Origin of the sequence: Achromobacter sp., from assembly GCF_032102605.1 — a bacterium.
GTDB lineage: Bacteria > Pseudomonadota > Gammaproteobacteria > Burkholderiales > Burkholderiaceae_B > Achromobacter.
The window spans coordinates 482,611-508,289 of sequence record NZ_DAMDGT010000002.1 but is presented as its reverse complement, the minus strand read 5'-3'; the positions used below and the strand labels follow the sequence as shown (position 1 = coordinate 508,289).

The following is a 25,679-nucleotide window of genomic DNA, read 5'->3' as shown; positions in this document are numbered from 1 at the left end:
GACTGCGATGACATGGAGCACGTAGCGTGCCGAAAAGCTGGCCGCGCTACAGGACCAGCCCTTCGGAAGCCGTGCACATGGCGCCCACATACTTGCGCGGCGGCGATTCCAGCCCCAGGCGCTCGCGCAGCTGGGGGTCCATGGTGGTGAGATTGTGCGCGCCCGGTATGCCGGCGCCGCCTTGTGCGTCGATGGCCATCGCATCGCGCATGCACATGCGGTTGGGTTCCACGCAGCGATTCACGATGGCCTCGAAGAGGCCGGGCGCGACCGAGGCGAAGTGCTGGACGGGATTGCGCTCGCTGGGTTGTTCGAGCTTCAGGTAGGCCGCGCGGTCAAGCGCGCCGGTGGACTTGCGCGCCGCCGCCACCCAGTCGTCGAAGCCCTTCTGGTTCAGACCGTGGAAGCTGAAACGCATGCCGGAAAAGCCCGATCCGCTGTAGTTGGCGGACAGGCCCTCGTATTCGCCGGGGTGGTTGATCACGGCGTGCAGCGTGGTCTGCATGCCGGGCATCGCGTAGATCTGGCCGGCCAGCGCAGGCACGAAGAAAGAGTTCATCACCGACGACGAGGTGATCTTGAACTGGATGGGACGATCGACCGGCGCGGCCATTTCGTTCACTGCCGCGACGCCCTGCTCGGGATAAAGAAAGAGCCACTTCCAGTCCAGCGCGACGACCTCGACCACCAGCGGCTTGGTGCCCGCGGGAACCTCGCGGCCTTCGGACAGGCGTGCAAGCGGGCGGTAGGGATCAAGCTGGTGGGTGCTGACCCAGGTCAGTGCGCCCAGTGCGATGATGATCAGCAGCGGCGCGGCCCAGATCAGAAGCTCCAGCATGGTGGAGTGGTTCCAGTCGGGATCGTACGCGGCGTCCTTGTTGCTGGCGCGATAGCGCCATGCGAACAGCAGCGTCAGGATGATCACCGGCACGATGATGATGAGCATCAGGCCGGTGGAAATGATGATCAGGTTGCGTTGTTGCACGGCCACGTCGCCGGATGGCGAGAGCAGGACCGCATTGCAACCGGCGAGCATCGGCAGGGCGGCAAACAGGAACAATCCGCGGAGCCTTGGGAAGGACGACATGGCCATACCCCGAACGTAACCGTGGGAAGTAAACGAAACACTACGCTGGAAGCCGCGAAAAATCTAGGGTAAAAAGAGCAAAAGTATGCACGGGAACGCATGCCGGGCAGTCCTGGCTGTTGGGGCTTGCAGCTAGCGGCGTTATGGGCGTACCGTGCTACGGGTGTGTGCAGGATCGTAGACAAGGCGTATTCGAACCCTTCTTTTGCGAGCGAACCCATGTCGACCACCACGCAATATCCTGGTCATTCCTCGCCCGCGCCGGGCCCCGGCGCGATCAGCGGCGGAACCAGCCACGCCAAGGTGGCGCCCGGTGAAATCGCCGTCGGCGTGGTGGTGGGACGCGCGTCCGAATACTTCGATTTCTTCGTCTTCGGCATCGCATGCGTGCTGGTTTTTCCGAAGGTGTTCTTTCCCTTCGAAGAACCGCTGGAAGGCACGCTCTGGGCCTTCGTCATCTTCTCCTTTGCGTTCATCATGCGGCCCATCGGCACCGCCGTGTCCATGGCGATCCAGCGCCGGTTCGGTCGCGCCACCAAGCTGACCGTCGCATTGTTCGTGCTGGGAACGGCAACGGTGGGCATGGCGTTCCTGCCGAGCTACAACGCCATCGGCGTGCACGCCATCACACTGCTTGCGGTGTTTCGCTGTCTGCAGGGCCTGGCGTTCGGCGGCTCATGGGACGGCTTGCCGTCGCTGCTGGCGTTGAACGCGCCGCCCAATCGCCGCGGCTGGTATTCCATGATGGGTCAGCTGGGCGCGCCCGTCGGCTTCATGGTGGCCAGCGCGCTCTTTCTTTATTTGCACCTGACGCTGACGCAGGCCGACTTCCTGGAATGGGGCTGGCGCTACCCGTTCTTCGTGGCGTTCGCGATCAACGTGGTCGCGCTGTTCGCTCGGCTGCGGCTGGTGGTCACCGAGGAATACACGCAGTTGCTGGAAGAGGGCGAGCTCGAACCCATCAGCATTACCGAGATCATCAGCCAGCAGGGCTACAACCTGTTCATCGGCGCCTTTGCCGCGCTGGCCAGCTATGCGTTGTTCCATCTGGTCACGGTGTTTCCGCTGTCGTGGATCGCTGTCAGCGGCACACAACAGATTTCCGACGTGCTGATCGTGCAGATCATCGGCGCGGTGATCGGCATCCTGGGCACGATCGCGTCGGGGTGGCTGGCCGATCGCATCGGCCGGCGCACCACGCTGGGGCTGTTGGCGATGCTGATTGGCGTGTTCGCCGTGGTGTCGCCCTGGCTGCTGGGCGGCGGACCCAAGGCGCAGGATGCGTTCATCCTGATCGGCTTCGCGCTGCTGGGGCTGTCGTACGGTCAGGCATCAGGCACGGTCACGGCCAACTTCACGCGGCGCTTCCGCTATACCGGCGCGGCGTTGACGTCCGACATGGCATGGCTGGTCGGCGCAGCCTTCGCGCCGCTGGTGGCCCTGGGCCTGTCGGCGCGCTTCGGGTTGGTGGCGGTCAGCGTGTACCTGCTGTCCGGTGTAGCCTGCACGCTGTTGGCGCTGCGCATCAACAAGGTGCTGGAAACGCGCGACTGAGCGCCTGCGCGCTCAATCCAGGATGTCTTTGGGGGCGCAGCGCTCCGGCGTTCAGCCCAGATAACCTTCCAGCACGTTGGCGACGTTCACGCCCACGTCGGCAACCGCATAGCCGCCTTCCATCGTGAAGACCGCCGGCAGGCCCAGGCCCGCCACCATGCGTCCCACCTGCAGGTAATCCGCGCTCTTCAGCTTGAACTTCGAAATCGGATCGCCTTCGTACGTGTCCACGCCCAGCGCCACCACCAGCGCATCCGCCTTGAAGGCGCGCACGGCTTCCAGGCCTTGCTCCAGCGCGCGCGTCCACGTCGCGAAATCGCTGCCGGCCGGCAGGGGCAGGTTCAGGTTGCAGCCCTGGCCTTCGCCTTCGCCGCGTTCATCGGCATAACCCAGATAGAACGGATATTCGGTGGTCGGATCGCCGTGCACGGATACCGTCAGCACGTCGCCGCGTTCGTAAAAGATGCTTTGCGTGCCGTTGCCATGGTGATAGTCCACGTCCAGCACGGCGACGCGCTGCGCACCCGCGTCGCGCAGCGCCTGGGCCGCCAGCGCGGCATTGTTCAAAAAGCAGTAGCCGCCGAAGAAGTCCGTGCCGGCGTGATGGCCGGGCGGGCGCGTCAACGCCATCGCGGCGCGCAGGCCCTGGCCGGCGGCCACGGCGCGGGCCGCCTCGATGGCGCATGCGGCGCCGGCGGTCGCGGCTTCCCAGGTGCCGGCAGTCAGTGGACAGCCGCTGTCGAACGAAAACAGGCCGACACGCGCGGAAAAGTTGGTGGGCTCGACGTCATGGCGAAAGCCGCGCACGGGCCAGATCGACGGCAGCACGTCCAGTTCGGCGTTCGCCGGATCCAACGCGATCCATTCGTTCCACGCGCTTGCCAGAAAGTCCAGGTAGCGTGGCGCATGGACGCGCTTGATGAGGTCCATGTCCGGGGTCGAAGGCGTGCGCAGTTCGCCGATGCCGCGCTGGCGCAGCGCGTCCAGCACGAACTCCAGTCGCGCCGGCGTTTCGTGACAGGGAACCAGCTTGCCGCGGAACATCTCGTGGCGGCCGCTGTGTTTGTCGTGGACGGGGTTATGGAAGATCAGCACGGGGGAAGGGTCCTGGGATAGACGTTGCGAAATGCGGATGCGCCGCTATAGGGGCCGGAAAATATAAACGACCACGTCGTGAACTACTACTGGTAAGGCTCGTCACCGCTTCGGGAACGGATAGTCGATCTCGACCTCGTTCGAATACAGGGGCGCCTGAAGGCCGCCCGGATCGGTCACGACGGCCGTCATGCGGTAGCGGCCCTTGGCCAGCTCGGGCAGCACGGGAACGAAGCTGGCTTCGTTCTCGCGGATCATGTAGGCGGGCTTGCCGTCGTTGCCCTCGTCCGGTTGCCATCGCACCGGCGCGTCCGCGAGCGCGATCCCGCTTGTGCCGGCCGGTCCGTGGGCCGGTCCCAGCGCAATGCGGTCCGCCAGCAGCAATGGATGCACGATGCGGTCGCCCCGCTCGTTGATCAGCAGCAGCCACACGCGGGGGGCGGGCAGGGTGATGGGAGCCGCGCCGTGGTTGTCCAGGCCAAGCGTGAAGCGGCCGCCGGATTCCTCGTCGTCCCACTCGTCCAGGTAATTGAAAAGCGTCAGTTCCAGGCCGCCTTCGGCGGGCGGCGCGGGTTGGTAGCGGTGCTTGTCAACGCGCAGATCGCCATACCGCACCCATTTCAGTGCATCGCCGGCGGTGCGGACCTGAAGCCAGCCCCGAGGCCGCACCGCCACGACCTGCAGCGGCTCGTTGTCGGCGGCGGTCATGGACGGGCGGGCGTTCACGTCGGGAGCGTCGTACATGTCCAGTTTGCTCACCGGCACGACGCCGTCTTCCAGGGGCGAGCCTTCGCCTTCGATGTCGATCCCGTCGATGGCGCCGCCATCAGTGAACCGGTAAGTCAGTTCGGCCTGGGCGGTCTCCAGCTCGAACAAGGCCTGGGTGGTCCACGATGTGGCGTGGACCGTGCCGTCCGGACGCAGCACGTATTCCTCGAATCCATGGCTGCCGGCGCCATAGCGGCAGGCGACGCTGAACTCGGGGCGTTCGGCGTGGAACGACAGATTGACGAAGCCGTGGCAGGGGCTGGCGTCCCCGCCAGGATGCCGGATTTCCTGGAAGCCGCCGTTGTCGGGACGGTAGAGGAACAGCCGGCTCACAACCTGCGAACCGCCGCCGCTCTGCCCCAGCACCAGGTCTTGATATCCGTCGTGGTCGATGTCGACGGCCAGCATCTCGTCGATTTCCTCGTCGAACTCGCCCAGCGCCTGCTCGGAGCCACTGCCCACGCGCACCGTGGCGCGCTCGTGCTCGCCGCCGTTTGTCGTCACCGTGGCGGGCATGCCTGCCTTGATGGGGTAGGAAAATTCGCGCGCCGTGGCGCTTTGTCCCATCGTCGCCAGCACGGCCGCAAGCAGAATGGCTTTCACCTGTTCATCCCTCGAGTCGGATCAGCCGGGCATTATGCCCCAGCGGCTTGCGGGTAAACGAGCAGTGCGCGGTCGCGGGCGCTCGTTCATCCTGGGTAGAATCCAGTGATAGGCATGACCGCGCCGTCTCGTCTGGCGCACTCGTCCCCATGAACTTCCCGTTTCCCATCCGCCAAGAATGTCCGCCCGGCGCCTGTGTCTGCGACCGCGAGCGGCTGCTGGCCGACCCGGCGTCGGACGTGCGCGTGCTGCGGCTGACGCGCGAAGAGGAAAAACGCCTGGTGGCGCGGCTGGAAAACATCGCCAGCCTGGAAGACCTGCGCGCGATGCAGGGGCGCATCCAGGCCCAGTTGGGCATCGTGATCCTCATCACGCCCAGCGACAACGAGGTGCGCACGTCGCGCGGCATCTCGATCCAGCTCGAGGACCTGCCGGGGCTTTGCCGCAAGACGCGAACGTCGCTTCCCGCGGCGATCCGGCGCGGTTTCGATAACCGGCCCGAGATCGTCTATGCGCTTCTGAACGAGCGCGACCTGCTGAGCGGAACGTAAGACGCCGTCAGTGTTTGCCGGAGCCCGCGCAGGGCTTGAGCGGCACCACGTCCGATGGCGTGCGCCCCGCGTCGGGCCGCGTGACGTCGCGCTTCTTGCCGGTGCGCGCGGGATAGATGAGAAGCACCGCGCTGCCCGCTTCCAGTTTGGGGCTCTGCGCCGTGCCATAGGCCACGGTCCAGCCGCGCAGCGCCAGCGGAGCCAGCGTGTATTGCAGCGCGGAGCCGTGCGCCACATGGGCGACCTTGCCGGCGTACAGCTCTTGCTGCGGCGTATCCACGCCCTTGATGGTCTGGTAGGTGGCGATGCTGACCAGCGCGGCGGATTCACCGTGGCGCGCCAGGACCGCGGTCTTGTACTTGCCGGCGGGCACGTCCTTCAGGCTGACGGTGATGTTGCCGCTGCCCTGGCCGCTGGCGTTCAGGTGCACGCCGACGACGTCCGCATGCGAAAGCGTCGTGGCGCCCGTGTTGCGCACCCGCACGCTGTACTGTCCCGACGTCCCCGTCACCGTGCAGACTTCCACCCCATGCGGAGCGGGCGACGCTTGTGCCTGCGCCGCGGCGGCGCAAGACAGAAGCGCCAGCAGCAGCACGGAAAGGAAACGGGTGGATCGAGAGGGCACGGCACGCTCCGGTTAGGGGCAGCGTGCCCGGGCGGCGCGTTGCCTGCCCCTTTTTACACCACTTGACGGCCAGGGGCCGCGTCCCGCTGCCGCTTGCCAGCCAGCCAGTGCAGGATCAGCGCCAGCACCAGCAGGCCCGCCATGATGAAGCCCCAGCAGATCCAGCCCAGCACGGTGATCAGCGTGCCCAGGCTGCCGGCGAAGGGCAGGACCTGGTTCAGACCCTGTGCGGCCCAGACCAGACCGCCCTGCAGCGATGCCAGCCAGGCCGGGTCGACCCAGGCGGCCGCCCAGGCGGGGGCGACCCATTGCGAGGTGTCGACCGCGCTGCCGGGGATGTGGGCGGTGGCGATGGTCGCCAGCACCCAGTCGGTAAGCTGAAGCGTCAGCGCCACCAGCCCGGTCCAGAGCGCCGCGAGCACGGCGAAAGCGAGCCAGATGATTTTCTTCATTGAGGTGGTACTCCAAAATCCAAAAAAAGAACCACGATAACGGGGATTTTATTTCTGAAAAACCAGAGACAGTGTGAAAAACATTAAGAAAAAACCGAAGTTTTAGCCTGCGCCAGGATGGTCTGGACCAACGGGTGGTGTTGGCCGCGGCGATTGCGGATGGCGTGGATTTCCTCCCGGACTTCGTCGCAGCGGGCCAGCGGGCGCAGGCCGCGCAGCAGGGCGACGTCGTCGCCGCCCAGCCGGCTCAGCGGGAAGACGCCCAGGCCGCGGGCGGCGAATACCGACATCAGCGCGCTGTCCTCGAATTCACCCACCACGTTGGGGTATACGCCTTGCTCGCTGAACCAGCGGTCCAGCGTCTGGCGCAGCACGGAATGGCCGGTCGGCAGCAGGACGGGCAGTCGATCCAGGCAGTGCGGAAAGTCCAGCGTGTCCTGCTTGCGCACCAGCTTGGCGGGGCCGTACCAGTCGACGGGGGACGAGACCAGGCGGTCGCTGGTGAGGCGCAGGTTGGGGTTGGCGGGCGCCCCTTGGCCGGCCAGCACCAGGTCCAGGTGGTGCCGCGCCAGTTCTCCCAGCAGTTCCTCGACCTCGCCTTCGTGGCAGGTCAGGTGCAGGTCGGGCGTGTGCAGCACCGGGCCCAGCAAGGCATGCGCGGCCAGCTTGGAAATCCCGTCGGACAAGCCCACCGACAGGCGCACGACGGGCTTGGTGGCGGCGGCGCGCACTTCCTGGGGCAGGACCTGGCCAATCTGGAAAATCTCTTCGGCGCGGGCGAACGCGGCCTCGCCCGCGTCGGTCAGGGTCACCCCCCGGCCGGCCGGCTTGAGCAGCTGATGGCCCAGGTTTTTTTCAAGTTCGCGCACCTGGGCGCTGATGGTCTGGATGGCCATGTCCAGCCGCTCGGCGGCGCGGGAAAAGCCGCCTTCCTTGGCGACCATCCAGAAGTAGTACAGGTGGCGGTAGTTCAGCATGGGTTCGGATTCACTTCGGTTTTTTCGAACCTTAACTCACTTTCAGGCTGATTTCTCCATCCGGGCCAGATCCGGATCATGGGCACCTTCGAATCTAGCGGGGCACTCATGGACACTCTGATGACTTTTTTCTATGCCGATTTTCTCGGCACGCCAACATGGAGCTGGCTGCTGTTCATCAGCATCGTGATCAGCCTGCTGGCGTTCGACCTGGGCGTTCTGCACAAGGAAGACCGCGAGATCGGCGTGCGTGAAAGTTTGCTGCTTTCCGCCGGCTACATCACCGCTGCGGTGCTGTTCGGCGGCTGGGTGTGGTGGAACATGGGCGCGGCCAGCGGCATGGCCTACTACACGGGCTTCATGATCGAAAAGTCGCTGTCGATGGACAACGTCTTCGTGATCGCCCTGATCTTCAGCTTCTTCGCGATCCCGCGCCAGTACCAGCACCGCGTGCTGTTCTGGGGCATCCTGGGCGTGATCGTGCTGCGCGCCACGATGATCGGCCTGGGCGCCGCGCTGGTCAGCAACTTCGGATGGCTGCTCTATCTGTTCGGCGCGTTCCTGGTGTTCACGGGCATCAAGATGTGGATGATCGCGGACCAGACGCCCGACATCGCCACCAATCCGATCCTGAAGTTCCTGAAGCGTCACATGCGTGTCACGGAAGGGCTGCGCGGCAACGCCTTCATGGTGACCGAGACCGATCCCGCGACGTCGAAGAAGGTGCGCTATGCCACGCCGCTGCTGCTGGCGCTGGTGTTGATCGAGTTCGTGGACCTGGTGTTCGCGGTGGATTCGGTGCCGGCCATCTTCGCCATCACGACGGACCCGTTCATTGTGTACACCAGCAACATCTTCGCCATCCTGGGCCTGCGTGCGCTGTACTTTGCGCTGGCCGCGATGATCCACCGCTTCCACTACCTGAAGTACGCGTTGGCGCTGGTCCTGGTGTTCATCGGCACGAAGATCTTCCTGGTCGGCTTCATCGGCAAGGTGCCGCCCGCGATTTCGCTCGGCGTGACGTTCAGCCTGATCCTTGGCGGCGTGCTGTTCTCGCTGTGGAAAACCAAGTCGGATGAACTGAAGCCGCAGTAATCGTCGCACTTGCGCACCCATGCCCGCCCGCCGGTCCGCCCGGCGGGCGGGCAATTTGTTTAATGCTATTCATATCGGTGGGATATGGCAGCGTCATCGAATATGAATTTGTCATATGAATAGCCCCGGCGTACAGTCGGCGCTACCCCGTTGCCCGCGCAAGGAACAATCATGAACAGCTGGTCCGCGAAGCAGTATTCCGCCTTTGAAAACGAGCGCACCCGTCCCGTGCGGGACCTGGTGGCGGCGTTGCCCAACCAGGACGTCAAACATGCCGTGGACCTGGGGTGCGGGCCGGGCAATTCCACCGAGGTGCTGGCCAGCCGCTATCCGGACGCCGAGGTCACGGGCATGGACAGTTCGGAAGACATGGTCGCGGCCGCGCGCAAGCGCCTGCCTTCGCTGTCGTTCGAACTGGCCGACATCGCTACCTGGAACCCGTCGCAGGCCTACGACGTGATCCTGGCCAACGCCGCGCTGCAATGGGTGCCCGACCACGAAACGCTGTACCCGGCGCTGGTGGCCAAACTGGCGCCCGGAGGCAGCCTGGCGGTGCAGACGCCCGACAACCTGGAAGAGCCCGCGCACCGCCTGGCCCGCCAGGTGGCTGGCGAAGCGCCGTGGGCGGCGAAGACGGGAGACGTCAGGCATCCGCCGCGTCACAGCGCGGCCTGGTATTACGAACTGCTCAAGCCGCATTGCGAAACGCTGGATGTGTGGCGCACGACCTATCACCATCCGCTGGCCGGCGCGGCGGCGGTGGTGGAGTGGTTCAAGGGGACGGCGTTGCGCCCGTATCTGGACAGGCTCGACGCATCCGAGCAGTCGAGCTTTCTTGCCCGGTATCAGTCGTTGATCGAAGCGGCCTATCCGGCGCTGGCGGACGGCACGGTGCTGCTGCCGTTTCCCCGGTTGTTCATCGTGGCCGGCGCGAAGCAGAAGTAAGCAGCGCGATAGGCGCTATTGCGGCAGGGCGGCCGACTGCCCGTCGGCCTTGTCCGCAAAGTATCGCGCGGGCGTCTTGCCCAACGTCTTCTTGAACATGGTGATGAAGGCGCTGACCGATTCGTAGCCCAGGTCTTCGGCGGTGCGCTGCACCGACACGCCCGCCGACAGACGCTGCAGGGCCAGGATGATGTGCAACTGCTGGCGCCAGCGGCCAAAGCTCATGCCGACCTCTTGCTGCACCAGACGGGCCAGCGTGCGTTCGCTCATCGCGACTCGCCCGGCCCATTGCGCTACCGTGCTGCGGTCGGCGGGGTTCGCATTCAGCGCCCCGGCGATCTGGCGCAGGCGGGGATGGTCGGAAATCGGCAGGTGCAGATGCTCGGTGGGCATGTGAGCCAATTGGTCCACCAGCACGTCGGCCAGCTTGCGGGTGGCGGCCGATCCCGCGTCGGCCGGCGCCAGGTCGGCCAGATGCACCACCAGTTCGCGCACCAGCGGCGTGACGGCCAGCGTGCAGCACGCCGCCGGCAGGCGCGGCGCATCGGCAGGAACGAACAGGAAGCAGACCTTGCCGTTGGCGGTGACGCGATTGCTGTGCGGCACGCCGCCGGGGATCCAGACCGCGCGCTGCGGAGGCACCATCCATAGCCCCTGTGGCACCGAGCAGGTGACGCCACCGCGCAGCGAAAGCACGAGCTGGCCCATGTGATGCCGGTGCGTCGGCGACTCGTTGTCCTGCTCGGCCGCATGCACGCGCATGGCGAAGGTCCATTGCGCGTCGGAATCGGGATCGAACGGGGCGGGTGGGGTGTCTGGCGTACGCATGAGGTCGCGCGGAGACGGTTGGCCGGATTGAGGGATAGTTTGTCATTGTCTCGAAATTCGGTAAAGGCCCGAGTGCGTAAGCTGGGAACGATCGAAGGCAGGGCGCCCGATGCCTCGCCTGTCCACTTGCAGATTGACTCCATGCCGCACGTATCTTCTTCCACCTCGCCCGCCGGCCGCCCGGCGCTGCTGATCCTGGGCATCCTGTGCATCGCCATGGCGTTGCGCGCGCCGTTCACCGGCGTGCCGCCGCTCATGGGCCTGATCCGGGGAGAACTTGGGCTATCGTCCGCGGCCGCGGGAATGCTGATCACGCTGCCGTTGCTGGCTTTCGCGGTGGTGTCGCTGTTCGCCGCAGGCCTGGCGCGACGCTTCGGGCTGGAACGCACCCTGTTCGCGGCGATGCTGCTGGTTTCCCTGGGCATCGCCCTGCGCACGCAGGGCGGCGCCGGCGGGCTCTATGCGGGAACGGCCGTCATCGGCGCGGGCATCGCCTTGGGGAATGTGTTGCTGCCCAGCCTGCTCAAGCGCGATTTTCCCCAGCGCGTCGCAGGCCTGACCTCCGCCTATGTGCTGACCATGGGCCTGGCGGCGGGACTTGCGTCGGCTGTCGCGATTCCCCTGGCCGGCCTGTCTGATGGCGGCTGGCGGTTTTCGACGCTGTGCATGCTGGCGCTGCCTTTGATCAGCCTGCTGCTGTGGGTGCCCCAGCTTGCGAACCACACGCCGCCTGCGGCGACGACCGCGCATGCGCCGCATGGCGTGCGCCTGTGGCAATCGCCGCTGGCCTGGCAGGTCACGCTGTACCTGGGCATCAATTCGTTCGTGTTCTACGTGGCGGTGAGCTGGCTGCCCGCCATATTGCTGGATGCCGGCTATACGGCCGAGCGTGCGGGCTCGCTGCACGGCTTTCTGCAACTGGCGTCTTCGGTGCCGGCGCTGTTCCTGGCGCCGGTGCTGCGCCGGCTGAAGGATCAGCGCGGCGCGGCGTTCTGCGCGGCGGCGGCATCCCTGGTGGCGTTCGTCGGTCTGATTGCCGTGCCGACATGGGGCGCACTGTGGATCGCTTTGCTGGGCCTGGGAACGGGCGCGGGCATCATCCTGGGGCTGGCGTTCGTGGGCCTGCGCGCCAGCCACGCGCAGCAGGCGGCGGCCTTGTCCGGCATGGCGCAGTGCGTCGGCTATCTGTTTGCGGCGACGGGGCCGGCGCTGGTGGGCGGCCTGCATGACCGACTGGACGGCTGGGGTGTCGCGCTGGGGGTGTGCGCCGCGCTGTGCGCAATCATGGCGATTGCCGGCCTGTACGCGGGGCGCGCTATCCAGATTGGCCGGCCTGGTCCTTCCACAGCCGCACCAGGGTCTCCGGCGCGTCCGCCTCGGGCACGTCAAAGCTGATGTCCGCCGTGGCCGAGCCTTCGTACACGACTTCCACGTGGAAGTAGCGCTGGTCTCCGCCGGCTTGCGCGCACGCAGGCACCGCCTTGGGGGCGGCGTGCTGCAGGGCGTCGCAGACCTCCTGGCGGACTCCAGGCGGGCACGTGGCCATGTCGATGTGGCGGGGTTGCGCCAAGCCGGGCAGGTAGGCCAGGCCGCCCTCGCGGGTCAGGCGAACCAGCTGGACCAGGTCCAGTGAAGGCAGTTCAATCATGACAGCACTCCCACGGCCTTCCAGGCCGCTTCGATCGCGCGGCGCACCGCCGCCTCGTGCTTCTCGCCGGCCACCTGAAGCGTCAAAGTGGCAAAGTCCTTGAAACCTGCATCATGGCGCAGGCGCTTGTCGCACAGCGTGTCGTACCAGACGCGGCCCGCGCCGTTCCAGGCGTTGCCATCCAATGCCGTGGCCGCCAGGTAGAAGGCGCGGTTGGGGATGCCCGAATTGATGTGCACGCCGCCGTTGTCGCGCGGCGTATCCACGTAGTCGTTCATGTGCGCGGGCTGCGGGTCTTTGCCCAGCACGGGGTCGTCGTAGGCGGAGCCCGGCTCCGCCATGGAGCGCAGCGCGCGGGCCTTCACCTTTTGCGTGAAGAGGCCCTGGCCCACCAGCCAGTCGGCCTCCCGCGCCGTCTGGCCCAGCGAATATTGCTTCACCAGCGCGCCGAACACGTCGCACAGCGATTCATTCAGCGCGCCGGACTGGCCCTGGTAGAGCAATGCGGCCTCGGTGTCGATGACGCCGTGCGTAAGCTCGTGGCCGATGATGTCGACGGCGACGGTGAATCGGTTGAACACCTGGCCGTCGCCATCGCCGAACACCATCTGGGCGCCGTTCCAGAAGGCGTTTTCATAGTCCTGGCCGTAGTGCACGGTGCCGACCAACGGCAACCCGTGGGCATCGATCGAATGGCGTTTGTAGATATTCCAGAACAGCTTGTAGGTAGAGCCCAGATGGGCATAAGCCTCGTCCACGGCGGCGTCGCCGGCCGGCCGTCCGCCCTCGGCGCGCACCAGCTTGCCGGGCAGGGTGGTGCCGTTTTCCGCGTCGTGGATGGCGCGTTCAGGTGTGCCCGGCGGCGCCGCGTCCCGGGTGGGCGCAAGCGTCGCGCGGGGCGGCTGTTCCGCCATCTCGCGCAGGCTGCGCTGCTGCTGATCGATGATCAACGTCTCGACCGCGGGCATGCTGACGCGCGCATCGGCGTGCTGCGCAAGGCGGTCCAGCATGTACGGCGGGACCACTCCGATCAGGGGAGCGGACTCGGAAGGACGTGGCATGGGTCGGTCTCCGTCGTGGGCGCCGGATGGCCCGGCGCGGCGCAGGGTTAAGGTAGCAGAAGGGTGGGACGTCGAGCCGTAACAGGATGCGGCGCGATGCGAACGGGACGCGCCTTTGCCGCGCCTCGACAGCCAGGCAGGCTTGCGGTAGTTTCGGGCGCTTTCCCTTCTCTGCCGGACCCTTGCATGTCGACCGTAGACCTACGCATCACCTCCATCGCGCTGACCGATACTCACCTGCTCCTGACGCTGGCCAACGGCCGCGTGCTGCAGGAGCCGATCAAGCGTCACATCCGGCTGCAAGAGGCCACGCCGGCCGCGCGTGAGCAGTGGCAGCTCGTGGACGACGGGCACGGCGTCGTCTGGCCCGCGTTGCTTGCGCCTTCGCAGCAAGGCATGCTGAACGTCCATGACCTGTTGTGGGACCAGCGATACGAGCAGGCCATGGCGACGCTGCAGTCCGCCGGCTGGAAGCTGGATGCGCTGTCAGAGACCGATCGCGAACTGGTGGCGTTGTGGCGCATGGAAGCCGACATCAACAACGGCGGCTTCATGCAGTTTCTCTGCAACTGGGGCGACGAGACCTGCCAGCTTGCGCTGCAGGCGCTGCGCAAGATCGGAGCGGTGCACATGCTGGACGTGCTGTCGCGCATGCGCGGGCTGATCGACCGTTTCGAGGCGTCGCCGGAGGTCGTGCAATTGAATGACATCTATGGCGCGATGACGGAAGAAGAACAGGAGCGCATGGAAGAACTGGACCACGCATTTTGGGAATATCCCGACCCGCTGGCGCGGCTGGGATTGCGTTGGTACGGCGCCTGATTCCGTCACGTAGTGGCGTACTGGAAACTTTCGGAAACGTATCGCCACATTAAGTCGATACACGCCCGCGGCGACGTCGTTGCTGCGGGATAGAATCCCGTCCTTCTTTCCCGGGGGGGACGCTCGATGAGGTATTTCCTGATCTTGGTGGGGGCGGCCGTGGTCGCCTATCTGCTGGCTCGCGGCATCGCGGCGGTGCTCTCGGACCGTAAACGAACAAGAATAGACAGGGATTCGAAATGAAGCCGACGGACATCCAGATGGTCAAGACAATCGGCGCGGTCAAGCCGCGCAGCATAAAGTTCGCCGTTGGCACCGGGATTCTGTTCCTGCTCATCCTGTTCATCGCGTTCGGCTCGTGGTTCCAGGTGGACCAGGGCGAACGCGGCGTCGTGCTGCGCAACGGCAAGCTGGTGCGCGTGGCTGAACCCGGCCTGGATTTCAAGACGCCGTTCATCGACAACGTCATGACCGTGTCCGTGCGGGACCACACCTTCGTGTTCGAGAAGCTCGAAGCCTACAGTTATGACCAGCAGCCCGCGACGCTGCGCGTGTCCGTGACGTACCGCGTGCCGTCCGAACATGTGGCCGAGCTGTATTCCGAATACGGCACCATCGCCAATCTGCAGATGCGCGTGCTCGAGCGCAAGACGCCGGATGCCGTGAAGAACGTGTTCGGCCAGTACACCGCCGTGCGCGCCATCCAGGAACGCCAGAAGCTGGGCCTGGACGTGAACAACGCGGTCCTGAAGACGATGGAAGGCGCGCCGGTGCAGGTGGTGGGCGTGCAGATCGAAGAAGTGGGCTTTTCGCAGGCCTACGAGCACTCGATCGAGCAGCGCATGCTGGCCCAGGTGCAGATCGAGACCACGCGCCAGCAGAAGGAAACGGCGATGATCACCGCCGAGATCCAGGTGGTCAAGGCCAAGGCCGAAGCCGACGCGCGCCGCCAGCAATTCACCGCGGAGGCCGACGGCATCCGCATGCGCGGCGAGGCCGAAGCTGCGTCCATCCGCGCCAAGGCCGAGGCGTTGGCCGCCAACACCAACCTGGTCAGCCTGAACGCCGTCGAGAAATGGGACGGCGTGCTGCCCGCCACGCAGGTGCCGGGCTCGGCGCTGCCGTTCATCGGCATCAAGTAATCACGCTGTAGATAAAGCGCCGCGCGGGGGGCAGGCCACTGCCGCCGCCCGCGCGCGAAGTCCACGACAAGTGCACGTGGCAGCTCGGTCTCCGTCCTGGATGCCGGCCCGTCCCAACCAGAATGCTAGGGATTCCCCTCTGTCAAGAATCCGACAATCCATCGTATCGGCGGGGGACAACCACGACCGGACGCTATACGATCAGGTGTAAAGTTTCCCCGCCATCGGGGCGCTCATGCGCACAAGCTTCACCAAGAAGGAGACATGGATGTCTCAGTTGGATTGGACACCTGGCGATACCGCGCCGAACCGCCACGGCTACTACGAAACGCGGCTGGACACCGGCGGCACCGCGATTTCGCTCTACAGCGTACTGGGCTGGATGCCCTTGAAGACGCCTGGCAATCTGGTCAGCTGGCGCGCGCTGCCGCCCGCCGTCGAACGCGAAGAAGCCGAACGGCACATCCAGGAAATCCGGACCGCGCAAAGCCACGTGCCGATGGACTATTAGCGCGTGACCGCTGGCAGGTCGCCGGTGTAGGCATGCAGGGCGCGGACGGAGCCTTGCAAAGACACAAACCGCAACTATAATTGCGAATCATTTTCATTGTGTCTTGCTCTCTGGCGGCAACGCCGGGCCGTATCGCGATGCCATCCACTTCATTCACCTCTTGTGCAGAGGTGCAGTCCGTCTACCAGGCGCATCACCAATGGCTGCGCAGCGTGCTGCATCGCCGGCTGGGAAATGCCTCGGATGCGGCGGACCTGGCGCATGACACCTTCGAACGCCTGATCCGCGCCGACATCCGGGAGCCGCTGAACGAGCCTCGTGCTTATCTGCGTACGATCGCCAGCCGCTTGCTGATCGGGCGGGCGCGCCGGGCGGCGCTGGAGACCGCCTATGCCGAGACGCTGGCGCAGCAACCCGTGCCCGTCGAACCTTCGGTGGAGGCGCGCGCCCTGATCATCGAGGCGTTGGAGCAGATCTGCGAACTGCTGGATACCTTGCCGATGACCAGCCGCCGGATCTTCCTGATGGCCCAGATCGATGGAATGTCCTATGCCGAGATCGGCCAGCGTCTGGGGCTGACGCCCAATGCCGTGCAGAAGTCTCTGGCGCGTGCGCTGGTGCATTGCTACACCGCGGTGTACGGCTGAGCCGCGGCGGCTTCATGAACAGCGCCAAACTGCTGCGACCCCACGCGCCCGAAGCGGGCGCCATCGAACCCAAGGTGATCCGGCAGGCTGCCGACTGGTGGGCGCGCCTGCGCGAAGACAGCAGCGCCGCCGAACGGGATCGTTTCGAAGCCTGGCGGCGGGCGGAGCCCGCGCATGAACTGGCCTGGCAGCGTTTAAACGCGCTGACGCGCGACGTGGCGACGGGCGTGGCCCATGCCGGGCCGGCGGTGGCTTCGCAAACCTTGTTGCAGGCGCCGCTGATCCGGTCGCGCCGAACGGCGATCCGCTTGGTGCTGTCGGCGGTCGGCGTTGGCCTGGGGGCGTGGGCACTGAGCGAGCCGGCGGCGATCCGCCGGCTGTCGGCGGACCTGAGCACCGGCACGGGCGAACGCCGATCGGTGAGGCTGCCGGATGGCACCCAGGTGGAATTGAACGCGGGCAGCGTGGTGGACCTGCGCTATACCGCCAGCGTGCGGGAACTGGTGCTGCTGGAAGGCGAGATACTGATCGAGACGGCGCGCGATCCCGCCGGACGTCCATTTTCCGTTCGCACCCGCGGCGGGTTGCTGACTCCGGTGGGCACGCGCTTTCTGGTCCGCGACCTGGACGGCGGGCGCATGCGGGTCGCAGTGCTGGAAGGCGCGGTGGACGTGCGCGGCCTGGCGGTGGATAGTGCCGTGAACCGGGTGCAGGCGGGTGAACAGGCGGACTTTTCCGCCCGAGGCGACTTCCTCCCCGCCCGGTTGGAACCGGCCTCATCGGCGTGGTTGCGGGGCATGCTGATCGCCGACGAAATGCCGTTGTCGGATTTCCTGGACGAACTGGGGCGGTACCGTCCCGGCGTGTTGAACTGCGCCGCTGCGGCCGCGGGCCTGCGTGTCGTGGGAGCCTTCCCGCTGGCGGACACCGACAAAGTGTTGGACATGCTTCAGGAAATCCTGCCGGTGCGGGTGCGCCGCTATACCCGCTACTGGGTAACGGTGGTTCCGGCATGACCCGTCTTTCCCCTGATCGGGCTTTTTTGTAACAGCAACGGCGGATTACCCGATCTCGCGCTTCATGGAGATAAAGCGGCCCGATCTCGCGGCCGCACCGATCCTTCATGAGCCTGGGAACCCCTTCATGTCTTCTCGTCCTGTCCGCACCGCGAGCGTCGCAATGCGTGCCCGCCGGTCTCTTCGCCACTCTGCGCTGACGGCCTCCCTGCGCCGTGCGGCGCCGCTGATCACGGCTGTCGTCCTGTGGCCGGCGGCGGCGCATGCGCAGGCGCAGGCCACCATTGCCTTCAGCATCCCCGCCGGCCCCCTCAGCCCGGCCCTGGGCGCATTTGGCGTGCAGGCAGGCGTCATGGTGGCGTCCGATCCCGGCTTGACGGGCGGTGTCATGACGCGTGGCGTGGCGGGCACCCTGACCGTCGACGCGGCGCTGGAGCGTCTGCTGGCAGGCACGGGCCTGCAGGCCGTGGCGCGCGCGGAGGGCGGCTACCGGCTGCGGCAGGCATCTTCGGAACAGGCCGCGACGCTGGCGCCGGTCACCGTGACCGGCACCTACAACACCACGACGGAAGGCACGGGTTCGTACACCTCGCCGGCAGTCACCATCGGCAAGACGCCGCAGGCGTTGAAGGACATTCCGCAATCCATCACCGTGCTGACGCGCCAGCGTATGGATGACCAGGACATGACCAGCCTGCCGGACGCCATCAACAACACCGCCGGCATGGTGGGCGTGCAGGGCGTGGGAGCGGGGGTGGCGATCAATTCCCGAGGCTTCCCGGTGGACCTGCTGCAATACGACGGCGTGTCCCTGCTGCGCAACAGCTACAGCCTTGGAAATTGGGAACAGGATTCGCTGGTGTTCTACGACCGCGTGGAAATCCTGCGGGGTGCGGCCGGCCTGTTGCAGGGCGCGGGCAGCCCGGGCGGCGCAATCAACCTGGTGCGCAAGCGCGGCGGGGCCGAGCCGTCGGTGGTGGTGACGGGCAAGGTGGGTTCCTGGGACCACTACGGCCTGACGCTGGACGCGGGCGGCCCCTTGAACGAATCGGGCTCGTTGCGCGGACGCGTCGTGCTTGACGAGGACCAAAGCCATTCGTACATCGATTATGTGTGGGACAAGACCCGCAACATGTACGCCGCCCTGGATTACGACATCACCGAAAACACGACGGTGGGCCTGGGTATCAGCAACCGGCACAGCCGTTCGCGACCGCAATTCGTGGGCTACCCGCGATTCGCGGATGGCGGCAGCATCGACCTGCCGCGATCCACCTTCACGGGCTCGACCTGGAACCGCGCCAAGAACGACCAGACCATTTTCAATGCGGACGTGACGCATCGCTTCAACGAATCCTGGCGGTTCAGGCTGGCAGGCGTCGCGATGAACGAAGACAACTCGACCGTGCACCAGCGGGTCACCGGCCCGGTGCAGCGCGACGGCAGCGATCTGTCTTACGGCAATTTCGGCGTGGACTTCAAGACCCAGCAGCGCGGTATGGACATGTCGGTCGCCGGCAATTTCACCGGCTGGGGCATGGAGCAGGAAGTGGTCGTGGGCGCCAATTATTCCAAGCTGACGACGACCGATCGCTTCACGCGCGCGTGGGAGGACGGCGGCAATATCTTCGACATCGATCATCACCGCCCGTGGCAGGACATCGATTCCATCGCCGAGGCCAGCGGCTACGATGCGCGCAGCGCCTACGACATCCGGCAGAAGGGCATTTACGGAACGTGGCGCGTGAAGCCCACGGAGTCCCTGGCCCTGATCGGCGGCGGACGCCTGGGCTGGTATGACTACAGCTACAGCGGCGACGGCAGCACGACGGTGTCCAGTGCCTCGGGGCGCTTCATTCCCTACGCCGGCATCGTGTATTCGCTGACCGACAACTGGTCGGTCTACGGCAGCTACACCACGGTCTTCGAACCGCAGACTGAACGCACCGTGTCCGGCAGCCTGCTCAAGCCGATCGAAGGCAACAATTACGAAGTGGGCGTCAAGGGCGAACTGGCGGACGGACGCGTCAACGCGTTGCTGGCGATTTTCCGATACGACCACAAAAACCGCGCGGTCATTGACTATGACGCGGGGTTTGCGTGCAACGGCTGGTATTGCTCGCGCGCGGCGGGCGAGGTGCGAAGCCAGGGCGTCGAGGCCGAGATCTCCGGCGAGGTGGTCAGGGGCCTGGAGCTGTATGCCGGCTATACGTACAACACCACCAAATTCCTTGCGGACCCCGACAAACAGGGGCAGGTCTTCAATACCTGGACGCCCAAGCACATGGTGCGCCTGTGGGCCAACTATCGCCTGCCGGGCGCGTGGAACCGTCTGAGCGTGGGCGCTGGCGTCAATTCGCAGACGCAGACGATCAGCTCGGACCGCGAATTCAAGCTGGCGGGATTCACGATCTGGAACGCGCGCGTCGGTTATCAAGCCACGCCGGAACTGAGCTTCGGCCTGAACGTGAACAACGTGTTCGACAAGAAGTACTACGTGCCGTCCTACAACACGCTGTCCAGCAATAACTACTACGGGGAACCCCGCAACGTGATGCTCACGGTGCGCTACGCGCCCAAGCTGTAGGGCGGCCGGAAGGGTCTCGTGTATAACATCCCCACACGGCGCCACCGTGCGCGCCGTGCGAGGAGATGACTTTGCGGGAGTTCGTGGCGACGTTTCTTGACGCAGGCCTGTTGGTGCTGGCGGTGCTGGCCTTCCTGCTGCCCGCGCTGTCATTGCTGGCGCTGCTGCTGCGGGCCAAGCCCGAAAAATTCCCGCGATTGAACACGCCCGGCTGGCGCCGCGCAGGGATCGCGGTGCTATGGCTGCCGTTCCTCGTCATGGCGGTGTATGGCGGCGTTGCGTGGTGGGCCGCCAGCGCCTATGACCGCTACTATTTTTTTGGCCTGCTGATCTGCTTCGTTTACCTGCTTTGCGCCATGTTGCTGTCGGCGGGCGGGTTGTTCTGGATCCGTTCGACTGGCCGCCAGCGGCCGGACTGAGCCCCGCGACGCATCAGCGCGTCATCCCATGCACCCGGCGGTTCATATAAAATAAAAATAATTCCTATTTGCATATGACCCGAGGTGCGCCTTGCCTGCGCCGGAATCCCCATCCGTCGACAACGTCACGAAGCTCTACCGCGAACACCATGGCTGGCTGGCGATGTGGCTGCGCAAGAAGCTGGGCAGTTCCTTCGACGCCGCTGACCTGGCGCACGATACGTTCGTGCGGCTGATGGCCGGGCGGCGCCGGGACGAGGCGGGCGCCGAGCCGCGCGCCCTGCTTGCGCACATCGCCAAGGGCCTGGTGGCGGACCACTGGCGTCGCCGGGCGGTGGAGGACGCCTACCTGGCCGCCGTGGCGCAATTGCCCGCCGCCGAGGCGCCGTCGCCCGAGGCGCGGGCGCTGATCCTAGAAACGCTGCACGCGATCGATGCGGCCCTGCGTTCGCTATCGGCGAGGACGCGCGAGATCTTTGTGCTGTCGCAGTTCGACGGGCTGGGCTATGACGAGATCGCCCGCGCGCAGCGCGTGTCGCTGTCCACCGTCAAGCGCCACATGCAGGCCGCGTTTGCCGCCTGCCTGATCGCCTACCAGGCGGACGCGCCGTGAACGCCGCGATCGACCCCGCCATTCTGAGAGAAGCGGCCGGATGGCTGGTCCGCTTCCAGTCCGAAAGCCTGTCCGTGTCGGATCGCGCCGACTTTGACCTCTGGCGTGCGCGCAGCGCGGCACACGAGGCCGCGTGGGCACGCGCCGAGGCGATGCTGCGCGGCTTTGGCCAGGTGCCGCAACGCATCGGCGGTGACGCATTGCGCGGCGCGGATCGCGCCGGAAGGCGCCACGCCATGCGCGCGCTGGCCGGGCTGCTGGTGCTGGGCCCCGCCGCCTGGTTGGGCGTTCGGGAGTTGCCCTGGCGCGAATGGAGCGCGGATCTGCGCACGTCCACGGGCGAGCAGCGACGCGTGGAACTGGCCGATGGAACCGAACTGGTGCTGAACACCGCCAGCGCGGTCGATATCGACTTCTCCGCAACGCGGCGCGTGGTGTGGCTGCAGGGCGGCGAGATCCTGCTGACGACGGGGCGCGACCCCGCGCCCGTCCATCGGCCCTTCATCGTGCAGACCGCCCAGGGCGCCGTGCGCGCGCTGGGCACGCGCTTCATGGTCCGCGAAGAAGGCGGCAGCGTGCGGGTCGCGGTGTTCGAGGGCGCTGTCCAGGTCCAGCCAGTGTCAAAGGCCGCCAGCGCCGTGTTGCTGGCGGCCGGGCAACAGACTGTCTTCACGGATCGGGAGGCCGCTGCGCCCACCGCCGCCGATGCATCGGCGGCCTCTTGGGCGGACGGGATGCTGGCCGCGCGCAACTGGCGGCTGGCCGACCTGGTGGACGAGCTTGGCCGCTACCGCCAAGGCGTGCTGCGCTGCGATCCAGCGGTCGCCGGGCTGCGGGTGTCCGGCGCGTTCCCGCTGAACGACATCGACGCCAGCCTGCGCCTGCTGGAAAAAACGTTGCCCGTCAGGGTGAGCCGCGTGACGCCGTTGTGGACAACGGTGGGACCGCGCGCCGCAGTTACAAATTAATCGCCGACCGGCTGACACTTTTTTTCGCTTCGTCCGGTGTACGGGGTGAACCGTCGCGACCTCTGCGCGCGGCGCCCAGACTCCAACGAAGGATCGTTTCATGGCTTCCCGTATCTCCCGATCGCCACGCCTGCCCCGTGGCATTGCCGCCCTGTCGCCCGCTGCATCGATGGTCCGGGCGGCCAGCCTGGGGCTGGCGTTGCTGGCCGTGACGGGCGCGCCCGCGCGGTCGGTGGCTGCCGAGCCCGCCAGCGTGGCGGCGCGCAAGAGCTATGCGATCGAACCGGGTCCGCTGGGCGACGTGCTGGCCCATTTCGCAGCGGCGTCGGGCATGCCGCTATCGTTCGATCCGGCCATGGTGGCTGGCCGCCACAGCGATGGCCTGCAAGGCGTCTACACCGTGCCCGAAGGCTTTTCGCGTTTGCTGGCCGGCACCGGCCTTGCCCTGGCGGAACAGGGCGGCGGCGCCTATTCGCTGCGCAAGCTGCCGGCCGCCATCGGCGAGACCACCATGCTGCCCACGGTGACCGTGGACGGAGCGGGCGTGAGTCCGTCCGCGCTGCCCGTCGAGTTCGCCGGCGGACAGGTGGCCCGCGGCGCGCGACTCGGCCTGTTGGGCAATCGCGATGTGATGGACACGCCGTTCAACGTCACCAGTTATACGTCCGAGTTGCTGGAGAATCGCCAGGCCGTGACGCTTGCCGACGCGTTGAACGTGGAGCCGTCCGTGCGCTTTACGGGCCAGATCGGCGGGGTGACCGACTCCTTCTATATTCGCGGCTTTCCCATCGGCGAAGGCAACTTGGGTGAGATCGCCTTTGACGGCGTCTACGGCGTGGCGCCCAACTACCACGTCTTCACCGACTACATCGAGCGGGTGGAAGTGTTGAAAGGGCCGGGCGCATTGCTGTACGGTATGTCGCCCAACAGCGGCGTGGGCGGGGTGATCAACATGGTTCCCAAACGCTCGCTGCCCGAGGACCTGACGCGCGTATCGGCCGACTATGTGGCCGATTCGCAGTTTGGCGCCCGCGTGGACCTGAGCCGCCGCTTCGGCGACTCCGGCGAATGGGGTGTGCGGGTCAATGGCATGCACCGGCAGGGCGATACCCCGCTCGACAACATGAACTCGCGCACCGACATCGGCGCGCTTTCTTTGGATTACCAGGGCGAACGGCTGCGCGCATCGCTGGACCTGCTGACGCAGCACGAAAAGATCGATGCGCCAACCCGGCCGTTCCTGGTGGCGGCCGGCATTGACGTGCCTCGCGCGCCGGACGGGCGCCGCAACGCCACGCAGCCGTGGGGCTGGTGGAAGTCGGACGGCCAGTCGGCGCTGTTGCGCGTGGAGTACGACATCAGCGACCGCCTGACCGTGTTCGCCGACGCTGGCGGGTCTGACACAAACGTGTCTCGCCTGTCGGACCAGACGCCCACGATCGTCAACGAGGCTGGCGATACCGTTGTGACGCCGAACAACTTCCGGTTCGAGGTGAATCGCAGCACGTACAACGCCGGCCTGCGCGCCAAGCTGGACACGGGGCCGGTGCGCCACGCCGTGAACTTCATGGGCAGCCTGTACAGCGACCGGAACCTTCAGGCCAGCGTGATGGGGACGCCGCTGACGTCCAACATCTACCATCCGATCACGCGGCCGGAGCAGCGCATCCCGGCACCGGCCAACGTGCCCAAGGTGTCATCGTCCGACCTGTCGGGGCTTGCGCTGGCCGATACGATGAGCATCCTGGACGAGCGCGCGCAGCTTACGTTGGGTGTGCGCCATCAGCGTATCGAATCGCGCAACTTCAACGGGACCACCGGCGTGCGCACCGTCAGCTACGACGAAAGCGCGACCACGCCGCTGGCGGGACTGGTCATCAAGCCGTGGAGCAATGTCTCTTTCTACGCCAACTACATCGAGGGCCTGAGCAAGGGCGACGTGGCGCCCGCCACCGCGACCAACGCGGGCGAGGTGTTCAAGCCTTACAAGGCGAAGCAGAAGGAAGTGGGCGTCAAGGTTGAACTGGATAGCGCCATGGTGACGCTGAGCGCGTTCGAAATCTCCAAGCCCAGCGGCCAGCTCACCAATGGCGTGTATGCCGCCGACAGCGAACAGCGCAACCGCGGACTGGAGCTGAACGTGTCGGGCGAGCCGCTGCGCGGCCTGCGACTGTTGGGCGGCGTGACCTTCCTGGATGGCGAACTGACGCGCACCAACAGCGCCGCCACGCAGGGCAACCGGCCCGTGGGCGTGCCGAAGGTGGCCGTGAACCTGGGGGCGGAATGGGATACGCCCTGGGTGGCGGGCCTGACGCTTACCGGCGGGATGATCTACACCGGCCGCGAATACGTCAACCAGGCGAATACCCAGTCCGTGCCGTCGTGGACCACCTTTGACCTGGGCGCGCGCTATGCCGTCAACATTCAGGGCAAGGACGTGACGCTGCGCGCCAATGTCGTCAACGTGTTCAACCGGGCCTACTGGTCCGGCGTGGCGTCGTACGGCACGATCTCGCAGGGCGTGCCGCGCACGGTGATGCTGTCGGCGTCCATGGACTTTTAAGACCGGCGCCGCTTACGCGCCGCAGGCGGCGAACACCATGCAGACCGGACTGCCGATGCGCAACGCATAGTTGTCGTGCGCGAGCGTGCCGTCGGCCGGATCGACGCGAAAGCGCTGCAGCGTGTCGGTGTCTTCATTCAGGACGAAAAGGAAGCGGCCGTCGGGCGACAGCGTGAAAAAGCGCGGCGTCTTGCCGTGTGCGCGCGCGTGCTGCACGGCCTCCAGCCTGCCAGTGTCCGGCGCGATGCGAAACACGGCGATGCTGTCGTCGCCCCGGTTCGATGCATACAGGTGCATGCCCCGGGCGTCCATGGCGATGCCGGCTGCGCGGCTGTTGGCCGTATAAGTGTCGGGAAGCGTCGGCAGCACCTGGAAAGCGCGCAGCGAACCCGACTCGACGGCATAGGCGCCGACGGTGTTGTCCAGTTCATTGACGACATACAACCAGCGACCGGCAGGGTGGAAGACCGCGTGCCGTGGCCCTGCACCCTCGCGCGTCGCGGCCACGCCGGCAGGCTGCGCGCTGATGCCGCTGTCTTCCAGGCCATACAGGAAGATGCGGTCCAGGCCCTTGTCCGGCACCGCCACATATCGGCCGGACGGGTCGACCAGGTTGTAGTGCGGTTTTGAAAAGGGCTGTTCCTTGCGGTGCGGACCGGGTTCACCGGCAAGCGCCACGGTCTGCGACACGGACGAGAGCGCGCCGTCGTCCCCGACAGGCAGCACGGCCACGGCGCCCGTCAAGTGGTTCGACACGATCAGGTAGCGGGCCGCCGGGTCCAGCGCCAGGTGGACGGGATTGCGGCCCTCGCAAGCCTGCGCATGCCACGGCGTCAGCGTGCCGTCGCGTGTGTCGCGGCGCAGCGCGCTGATCTCGCCGCTGTCTCCGTGCACGGTATAGAGCACGGGCTGGGACGGGTGCGGCAGCAGATACGATGGGTTGAGCAGGCCGCCCACGACCTGCTTCAGGGTCAGCGATCCCGACTCGGGCGCGTAGTCGAATACGCTGATGCCCTCGCCGCGGGCGTTGCGTTCCCGGGTGGTGCGGGAACCGATGTAGACGTGCATGGCGCGAGCCTCTTCATGTCAAGGTGAAAGCGGC

The 25,679-nt window shown here is 66.2% G+C and carries 25 protein-coding genes; 15 read left to right on the top strand and 10 right to left on the bottom strand.

The annotated features are described in order from the left end of the window. Window positions 1-46: 46 nt before the first annotated feature. Entirely contained in the window at window positions 47-1,087 is a 1,041-nt protein-coding gene (cyoA, locus tag RT614_RS07115) for a ubiquinol oxidase subunit II (RefSeq protein WP_313621292.1), read from the bottom strand. 219 nt (window positions 1,088-1,306) lie between these two features. Here cyoA and RT614_RS07110 point away from each other — a divergent pair, with 219 nt between their 5' ends. Further along, window positions 1,307-2,641, top strand: coding sequence for an MFS transporter (locus RT614_RS07110; protein ID WP_313621291.1), 1,335 nt, complete (start codon window positions 1,307-1,309; stop codon window positions 2,639-2,641). Window positions 2,642-2,692: 51 nt separating this feature from the next. On the opposite strand, the gene RT614_RS07105 is transcribed toward RT614_RS07110, so the two are convergent. Both RT614_RS07105 and RT614_RS07100 read right to left on the bottom strand, forming a co-directional pair. Continuing rightward, complete coding sequence (locus RT614_RS07105) at window positions 2,693-3,736, bottom strand: histone deacetylase family protein (RefSeq protein ID WP_313621289.1); 1,044 nt, start codon at window positions 3,734-3,736, stop codon at window positions 2,693-2,695. A gap of 102 nt (window positions 3,737-3,838) precedes the next feature. Beyond that, a complete protein-coding gene (locus RT614_RS07100) occupies window positions 3,839-5,107 on the bottom strand; it encodes an SH3 domain-containing protein (RefSeq protein WP_313621287.1) in 1,269 nt (422 codons plus the stop codon). 149 nt (window positions 5,108-5,256) lie between these two features. On the opposite strand from RT614_RS07100, the gene RT614_RS07095 reads away from it, so the two are divergent. Continuing rightward, window positions 5,257-5,658 (top strand): hypothetical protein, encoded by a 402-nt coding sequence (locus tag RT614_RS07095; protein ID WP_313621286.1) that lies wholly within the window; start codon window positions 5,257-5,259, stop codon window positions 5,656-5,658. A 7-nt stretch (window positions 5,659-5,665) separates the two neighbouring features. On the opposite strand, the gene RT614_RS07090 is transcribed toward RT614_RS07095, so the two are convergent. The 3 genes from RT614_RS07090 to RT614_RS07080 all read right to left on the bottom strand — a co-directional run bounded on the left by RT614_RS07090 (window position 5,666) and on the right by RT614_RS07080 (window position 7,712). Further along, a complete protein-coding gene (locus RT614_RS07090) occupies window positions 5,666-6,283 on the bottom strand; it encodes a hypothetical protein (protein WP_313621285.1) in 618 nt (205 codons plus the stop codon). Window positions 6,284-6,336: 53 nt separating this feature from the next. After that, window positions 6,337-6,735 carry a hypothetical protein gene (locus RT614_RS07085; RefSeq protein WP_313621283.1) on the bottom strand — a complete coding sequence of 133 codons (399 nt, stop codon included), beginning with the start codon at window positions 6,733-6,735 and terminating at the stop codon, window positions 6,337-6,339. An 83-nt stretch (window positions 6,736-6,818) separates the two neighbouring features. Beyond that, complete coding sequence (locus tag RT614_RS07080; RefSeq protein WP_313621281.1) at window positions 6,819-7,712, bottom strand: LysR family transcriptional regulator; 894 nt, start codon at window positions 7,710-7,712, stop codon at window positions 6,819-6,821. A 108-nt stretch (window positions 7,713-7,820) separates the two neighbouring features. On the opposite strand from RT614_RS07080, the gene RT614_RS07075 reads away from it, so the two are divergent. After that, window positions 7,821-8,807 (top strand): TerC family protein, encoded by a 987-nt coding sequence (locus tag RT614_RS07075; RefSeq protein WP_313621280.1) that lies wholly within the window; start codon window positions 7,821-7,823, stop codon window positions 8,805-8,807. Window positions 8,808-8,978: 171 nt separating this feature from the next. Then, a complete protein-coding gene (gene tam / locus RT614_RS07070; RefSeq protein ID WP_313621278.1) occupies window positions 8,979-9,752 on the top strand; it encodes a trans-aconitate 2-methyltransferase in 774 nt (257 codons plus the stop codon). A gap of 15 nt (window positions 9,753-9,767) precedes the next feature. Here tam and RT614_RS07065 read toward each other — a convergent pair whose 3' ends face one another. Continuing rightward, window positions 9,768-10,580, bottom strand: a complete 813-nt coding sequence (locus RT614_RS07065) for a helix-turn-helix transcriptional regulator (protein WP_313621276.1) — start codon at window positions 10,578-10,580, stop codon at window positions 9,768-9,770. A gap of 141 nt (window positions 10,581-10,721) precedes the next feature. Here RT614_RS07065 and RT614_RS07060 point away from each other — a divergent pair, with 141 nt between their 5' ends. After that, a complete protein-coding gene (locus RT614_RS07060; protein ID WP_313621274.1) occupies window positions 10,722-11,975 on the top strand; it encodes an MFS transporter in 1,254 nt (417 codons plus the stop codon). Here RT614_RS07060 and RT614_RS07055 read toward each other — a convergent pair. Together RT614_RS07055 and RT614_RS07050 are read right to left on the bottom strand one after the other, a co-directional pair. Beyond that, the gene (locus tag RT614_RS07055; protein WP_313621273.1) at window positions 11,896-12,228 is read right to left on the bottom strand and encodes a protealysin inhibitor emfourin; all 333 of its coding nucleotides are present in this window, start codon (window positions 12,226-12,228) and stop codon (window positions 11,896-11,898) included. The two genes, RT614_RS07060 and RT614_RS07055, sit on opposite strands and share 80 nt — an antisense overlap. After that, the gene (locus RT614_RS07050) at window positions 12,225-13,289 is read right to left on the bottom strand and encodes a M4 family metallopeptidase (RefSeq protein ID WP_313621271.1); all 1,065 of its coding nucleotides are present in this window, start codon (window positions 13,287-13,289) and stop codon (window positions 12,225-12,227) included. The genes RT614_RS07055 and RT614_RS07050 overlap by 4 nt, the downstream gene beginning before the upstream one ends. 186 nt (window positions 13,290-13,475) lie before the next feature. Here RT614_RS07050 and RT614_RS07045 point away from each other — a divergent pair, with 186 nt between their 5' ends. The 10 genes from RT614_RS07045 to RT614_RS07000 all read left to right on the top strand — a co-directional run bounded on the left by RT614_RS07045 (window position 13,476) and on the right by RT614_RS07000 (window position 24,577). Beyond that, window positions 13,476-14,111: a DUF4375 domain-containing protein gene (locus RT614_RS07045; protein ID WP_313621269.1), complete on the top strand. Its 636-nt coding sequence runs from the start codon at window positions 13,476-13,478 to the stop codon at window positions 14,109-14,111. Window positions 14,112-14,350: 239 nt separating this feature from the next. Then, window positions 14,351-15,253, top strand: a complete 903-nt coding sequence (locus RT614_RS07040; protein WP_313621268.1) for an SPFH domain-containing protein — start codon at window positions 14,351-14,353, stop codon at window positions 15,251-15,253. A gap of 268 nt (window positions 15,254-15,521) precedes the next feature. Further along, window positions 15,522-15,764, top strand: a complete 243-nt coding sequence (locus tag RT614_RS07035; RefSeq protein ID WP_313621267.1) for a hypothetical protein — start codon at window positions 15,522-15,524, stop codon at window positions 15,762-15,764. A gap of 137 nt (window positions 15,765-15,901) precedes the next feature. Then, window positions 15,902-16,411 (top strand): sigma-70 family RNA polymerase sigma factor, encoded by a 510-nt coding sequence (locus RT614_RS07030; RefSeq protein ID WP_313621266.1) that lies wholly within the window; start codon window positions 15,902-15,904, stop codon window positions 16,409-16,411. Between the two features lie 14 nt (window positions 16,412-16,425). Continuing rightward, window positions 16,426-17,427: a FecR domain-containing protein gene (locus tag RT614_RS07025; RefSeq protein ID WP_313621264.1), complete on the top strand. Its 1,002-nt coding sequence runs from the start codon at window positions 16,426-16,428 to the stop codon at window positions 17,425-17,427. Between the two features lie 127 nt (window positions 17,428-17,554). Beyond that, window positions 17,555-20,014: a TonB-dependent siderophore receptor gene (locus RT614_RS07020; RefSeq protein WP_313621262.1), complete on the top strand. Its 2,460-nt coding sequence runs from the start codon at window positions 17,555-17,557 to the stop codon at window positions 20,012-20,014. A 71-nt stretch (window positions 20,015-20,085) separates the two neighbouring features. Then, complete coding sequence (locus RT614_RS07015; protein ID WP_313621261.1) at window positions 20,086-20,433, top strand: hypothetical protein; 348 nt, start codon at window positions 20,086-20,088, stop codon at window positions 20,431-20,433. A gap of 91 nt (window positions 20,434-20,524) precedes the next feature. Continuing rightward, window positions 20,525-21,046 carry a sigma-70 family RNA polymerase sigma factor gene (locus tag RT614_RS07010; protein WP_313621259.1) on the top strand — a complete coding sequence of 174 codons (522 nt, stop codon included), beginning with the start codon at window positions 20,525-20,527 and terminating at the stop codon, window positions 21,044-21,046. Further along, window positions 21,043-22,014 carry a FecR domain-containing protein gene (locus RT614_RS07005; RefSeq protein WP_313621257.1) on the top strand — a complete coding sequence of 324 codons (972 nt, stop codon included), beginning with the start codon at window positions 21,043-21,045 and terminating at the stop codon, window positions 22,012-22,014. Before RT614_RS07010 ends, RT614_RS07005 begins: the two co-directional genes overlap by 4 nt. Window positions 22,015-22,114: 100 nt before the next feature. Continuing rightward, window positions 22,115-24,577, top strand: coding sequence for a TonB-dependent receptor (locus tag RT614_RS07000; RefSeq protein ID WP_313621255.1), 2,463 nt, complete (start codon window positions 22,115-22,117; stop codon window positions 24,575-24,577). Window positions 24,578-24,589: 12 nt separating this feature from the next. Here the strand turns inward: RT614_RS07000 and RT614_RS06995 are convergent, their stop codons facing one another. Next, window positions 24,590-25,645 carry a lactonase family protein gene (locus tag RT614_RS06995; RefSeq protein WP_313621254.1) on the bottom strand — a complete coding sequence of 352 codons (1,056 nt, stop codon included), beginning with the start codon at window positions 25,643-25,645 and terminating at the stop codon, window positions 24,590-24,592. Between the last annotated feature and the right edge of the window lie 34 nt (window positions 25,646-25,679).

What these genes read in the sequence shown, in the direction of transcription:
- cyoA (WP_313621292.1), bottom strand. Translation starts at nt 1,087, where the DNA reads ATGTCGTCCTTCCCAAGGCTCCGCGGATTGTTCCTGTTTGCCGCCCTG.
- RT614_RS07110 (WP_313621291.1), top strand. Translation starts at nt 1,307, where the DNA reads ATGTCGACCACCACGCAATATCCTGGTCATTCCTCGCCCGCGCCGGGC.
- RT614_RS07095 (WP_313621286.1), top strand. Translation starts at nt 5,257, where the DNA reads ATGAACTTCCCGTTTCCCATCCGCCAAGAATGTCCGCCCGGCGCCTGT.
- RT614_RS07085 (WP_313621283.1), bottom strand. Translation starts at nt 6,735, where the DNA reads ATGAAGAAAATCATCTGGCTCGCTTTCGCCGTGCTCGCGGCGCTCTGG.
- RT614_RS07080 (WP_313621281.1), bottom strand. Translation starts at nt 7,712, where the DNA reads ATGCTGAACTACCGCCACCTGTACTACTTCTGGATGGTCGCCAAGGAA.
- RT614_RS07075 (WP_313621280.1), top strand. Translation starts at nt 7,821, where the DNA reads ATGGACACTCTGATGACTTTTTTCTATGCCGATTTTCTCGGCACGCCA.
- tam (WP_313621278.1), top strand. Translation starts at nt 8,979, where the DNA reads ATGAACAGCTGGTCCGCGAAGCAGTATTCCGCCTTTGAAAACGAGCGC.
- RT614_RS07065 (WP_313621276.1), bottom strand. Translation starts at nt 10,580, where the DNA reads ATGCGTACGCCAGACACCCCACCCGCCCCGTTCGATCCCGATTCCGAC.
- RT614_RS07060 (WP_313621274.1), top strand. Translation starts at nt 10,722, where the DNA reads ATGCCGCACGTATCTTCTTCCACCTCGCCCGCCGGCCGCCCGGCGCTG.
- RT614_RS07055 (WP_313621273.1), bottom strand. Translation starts at nt 12,228, where the DNA reads ATGATTGAACTGCCTTCACTGGACCTGGTCCAGCTGGTTCGCCTGACC.
- RT614_RS07050 (WP_313621271.1), bottom strand. Translation starts at nt 13,289, where the DNA reads ATGCCACGTCCTTCCGAGTCCGCTCCCCTGATCGGAGTGGTCCCGCCG.
- RT614_RS07045 (WP_313621269.1), top strand. Translation starts at nt 13,476, where the DNA reads ATGTCGACCGTAGACCTACGCATCACCTCCATCGCGCTGACCGATACT.
- RT614_RS07040 (WP_313621268.1), top strand. Translation starts at nt 14,351, where the DNA reads ATGAAGCCGACGGACATCCAGATGGTCAAGACAATCGGCGCGGTCAAG.
- RT614_RS07035 (WP_313621267.1), top strand. Translation starts at nt 15,522, where the DNA reads ATGTCTCAGTTGGATTGGACACCTGGCGATACCGCGCCGAACCGCCAC.
- RT614_RS07030 (WP_313621266.1), top strand. Translation starts at nt 15,902, where the DNA reads ATGCCATCCACTTCATTCACCTCTTGTGCAGAGGTGCAGTCCGTCTAC.
- RT614_RS07025 (WP_313621264.1), top strand. Translation starts at nt 16,426, where the DNA reads ATGAACAGCGCCAAACTGCTGCGACCCCACGCGCCCGAAGCGGGCGCC.
- RT614_RS07020 (WP_313621262.1), top strand. Translation starts at nt 17,555, where the DNA reads ATGTCTTCTCGTCCTGTCCGCACCGCGAGCGTCGCAATGCGTGCCCGC.
- RT614_RS07000 (WP_313621255.1), top strand. Translation starts at nt 22,115, where the DNA reads ATGGCTTCCCGTATCTCCCGATCGCCACGCCTGCCCCGTGGCATTGCC.
- RT614_RS06995 (WP_313621254.1), bottom strand. Translation starts at nt 25,645, where the DNA reads ATGCACGTCTACATCGGTTCCCGCACCACCCGGGAACGCAACGCCCGC.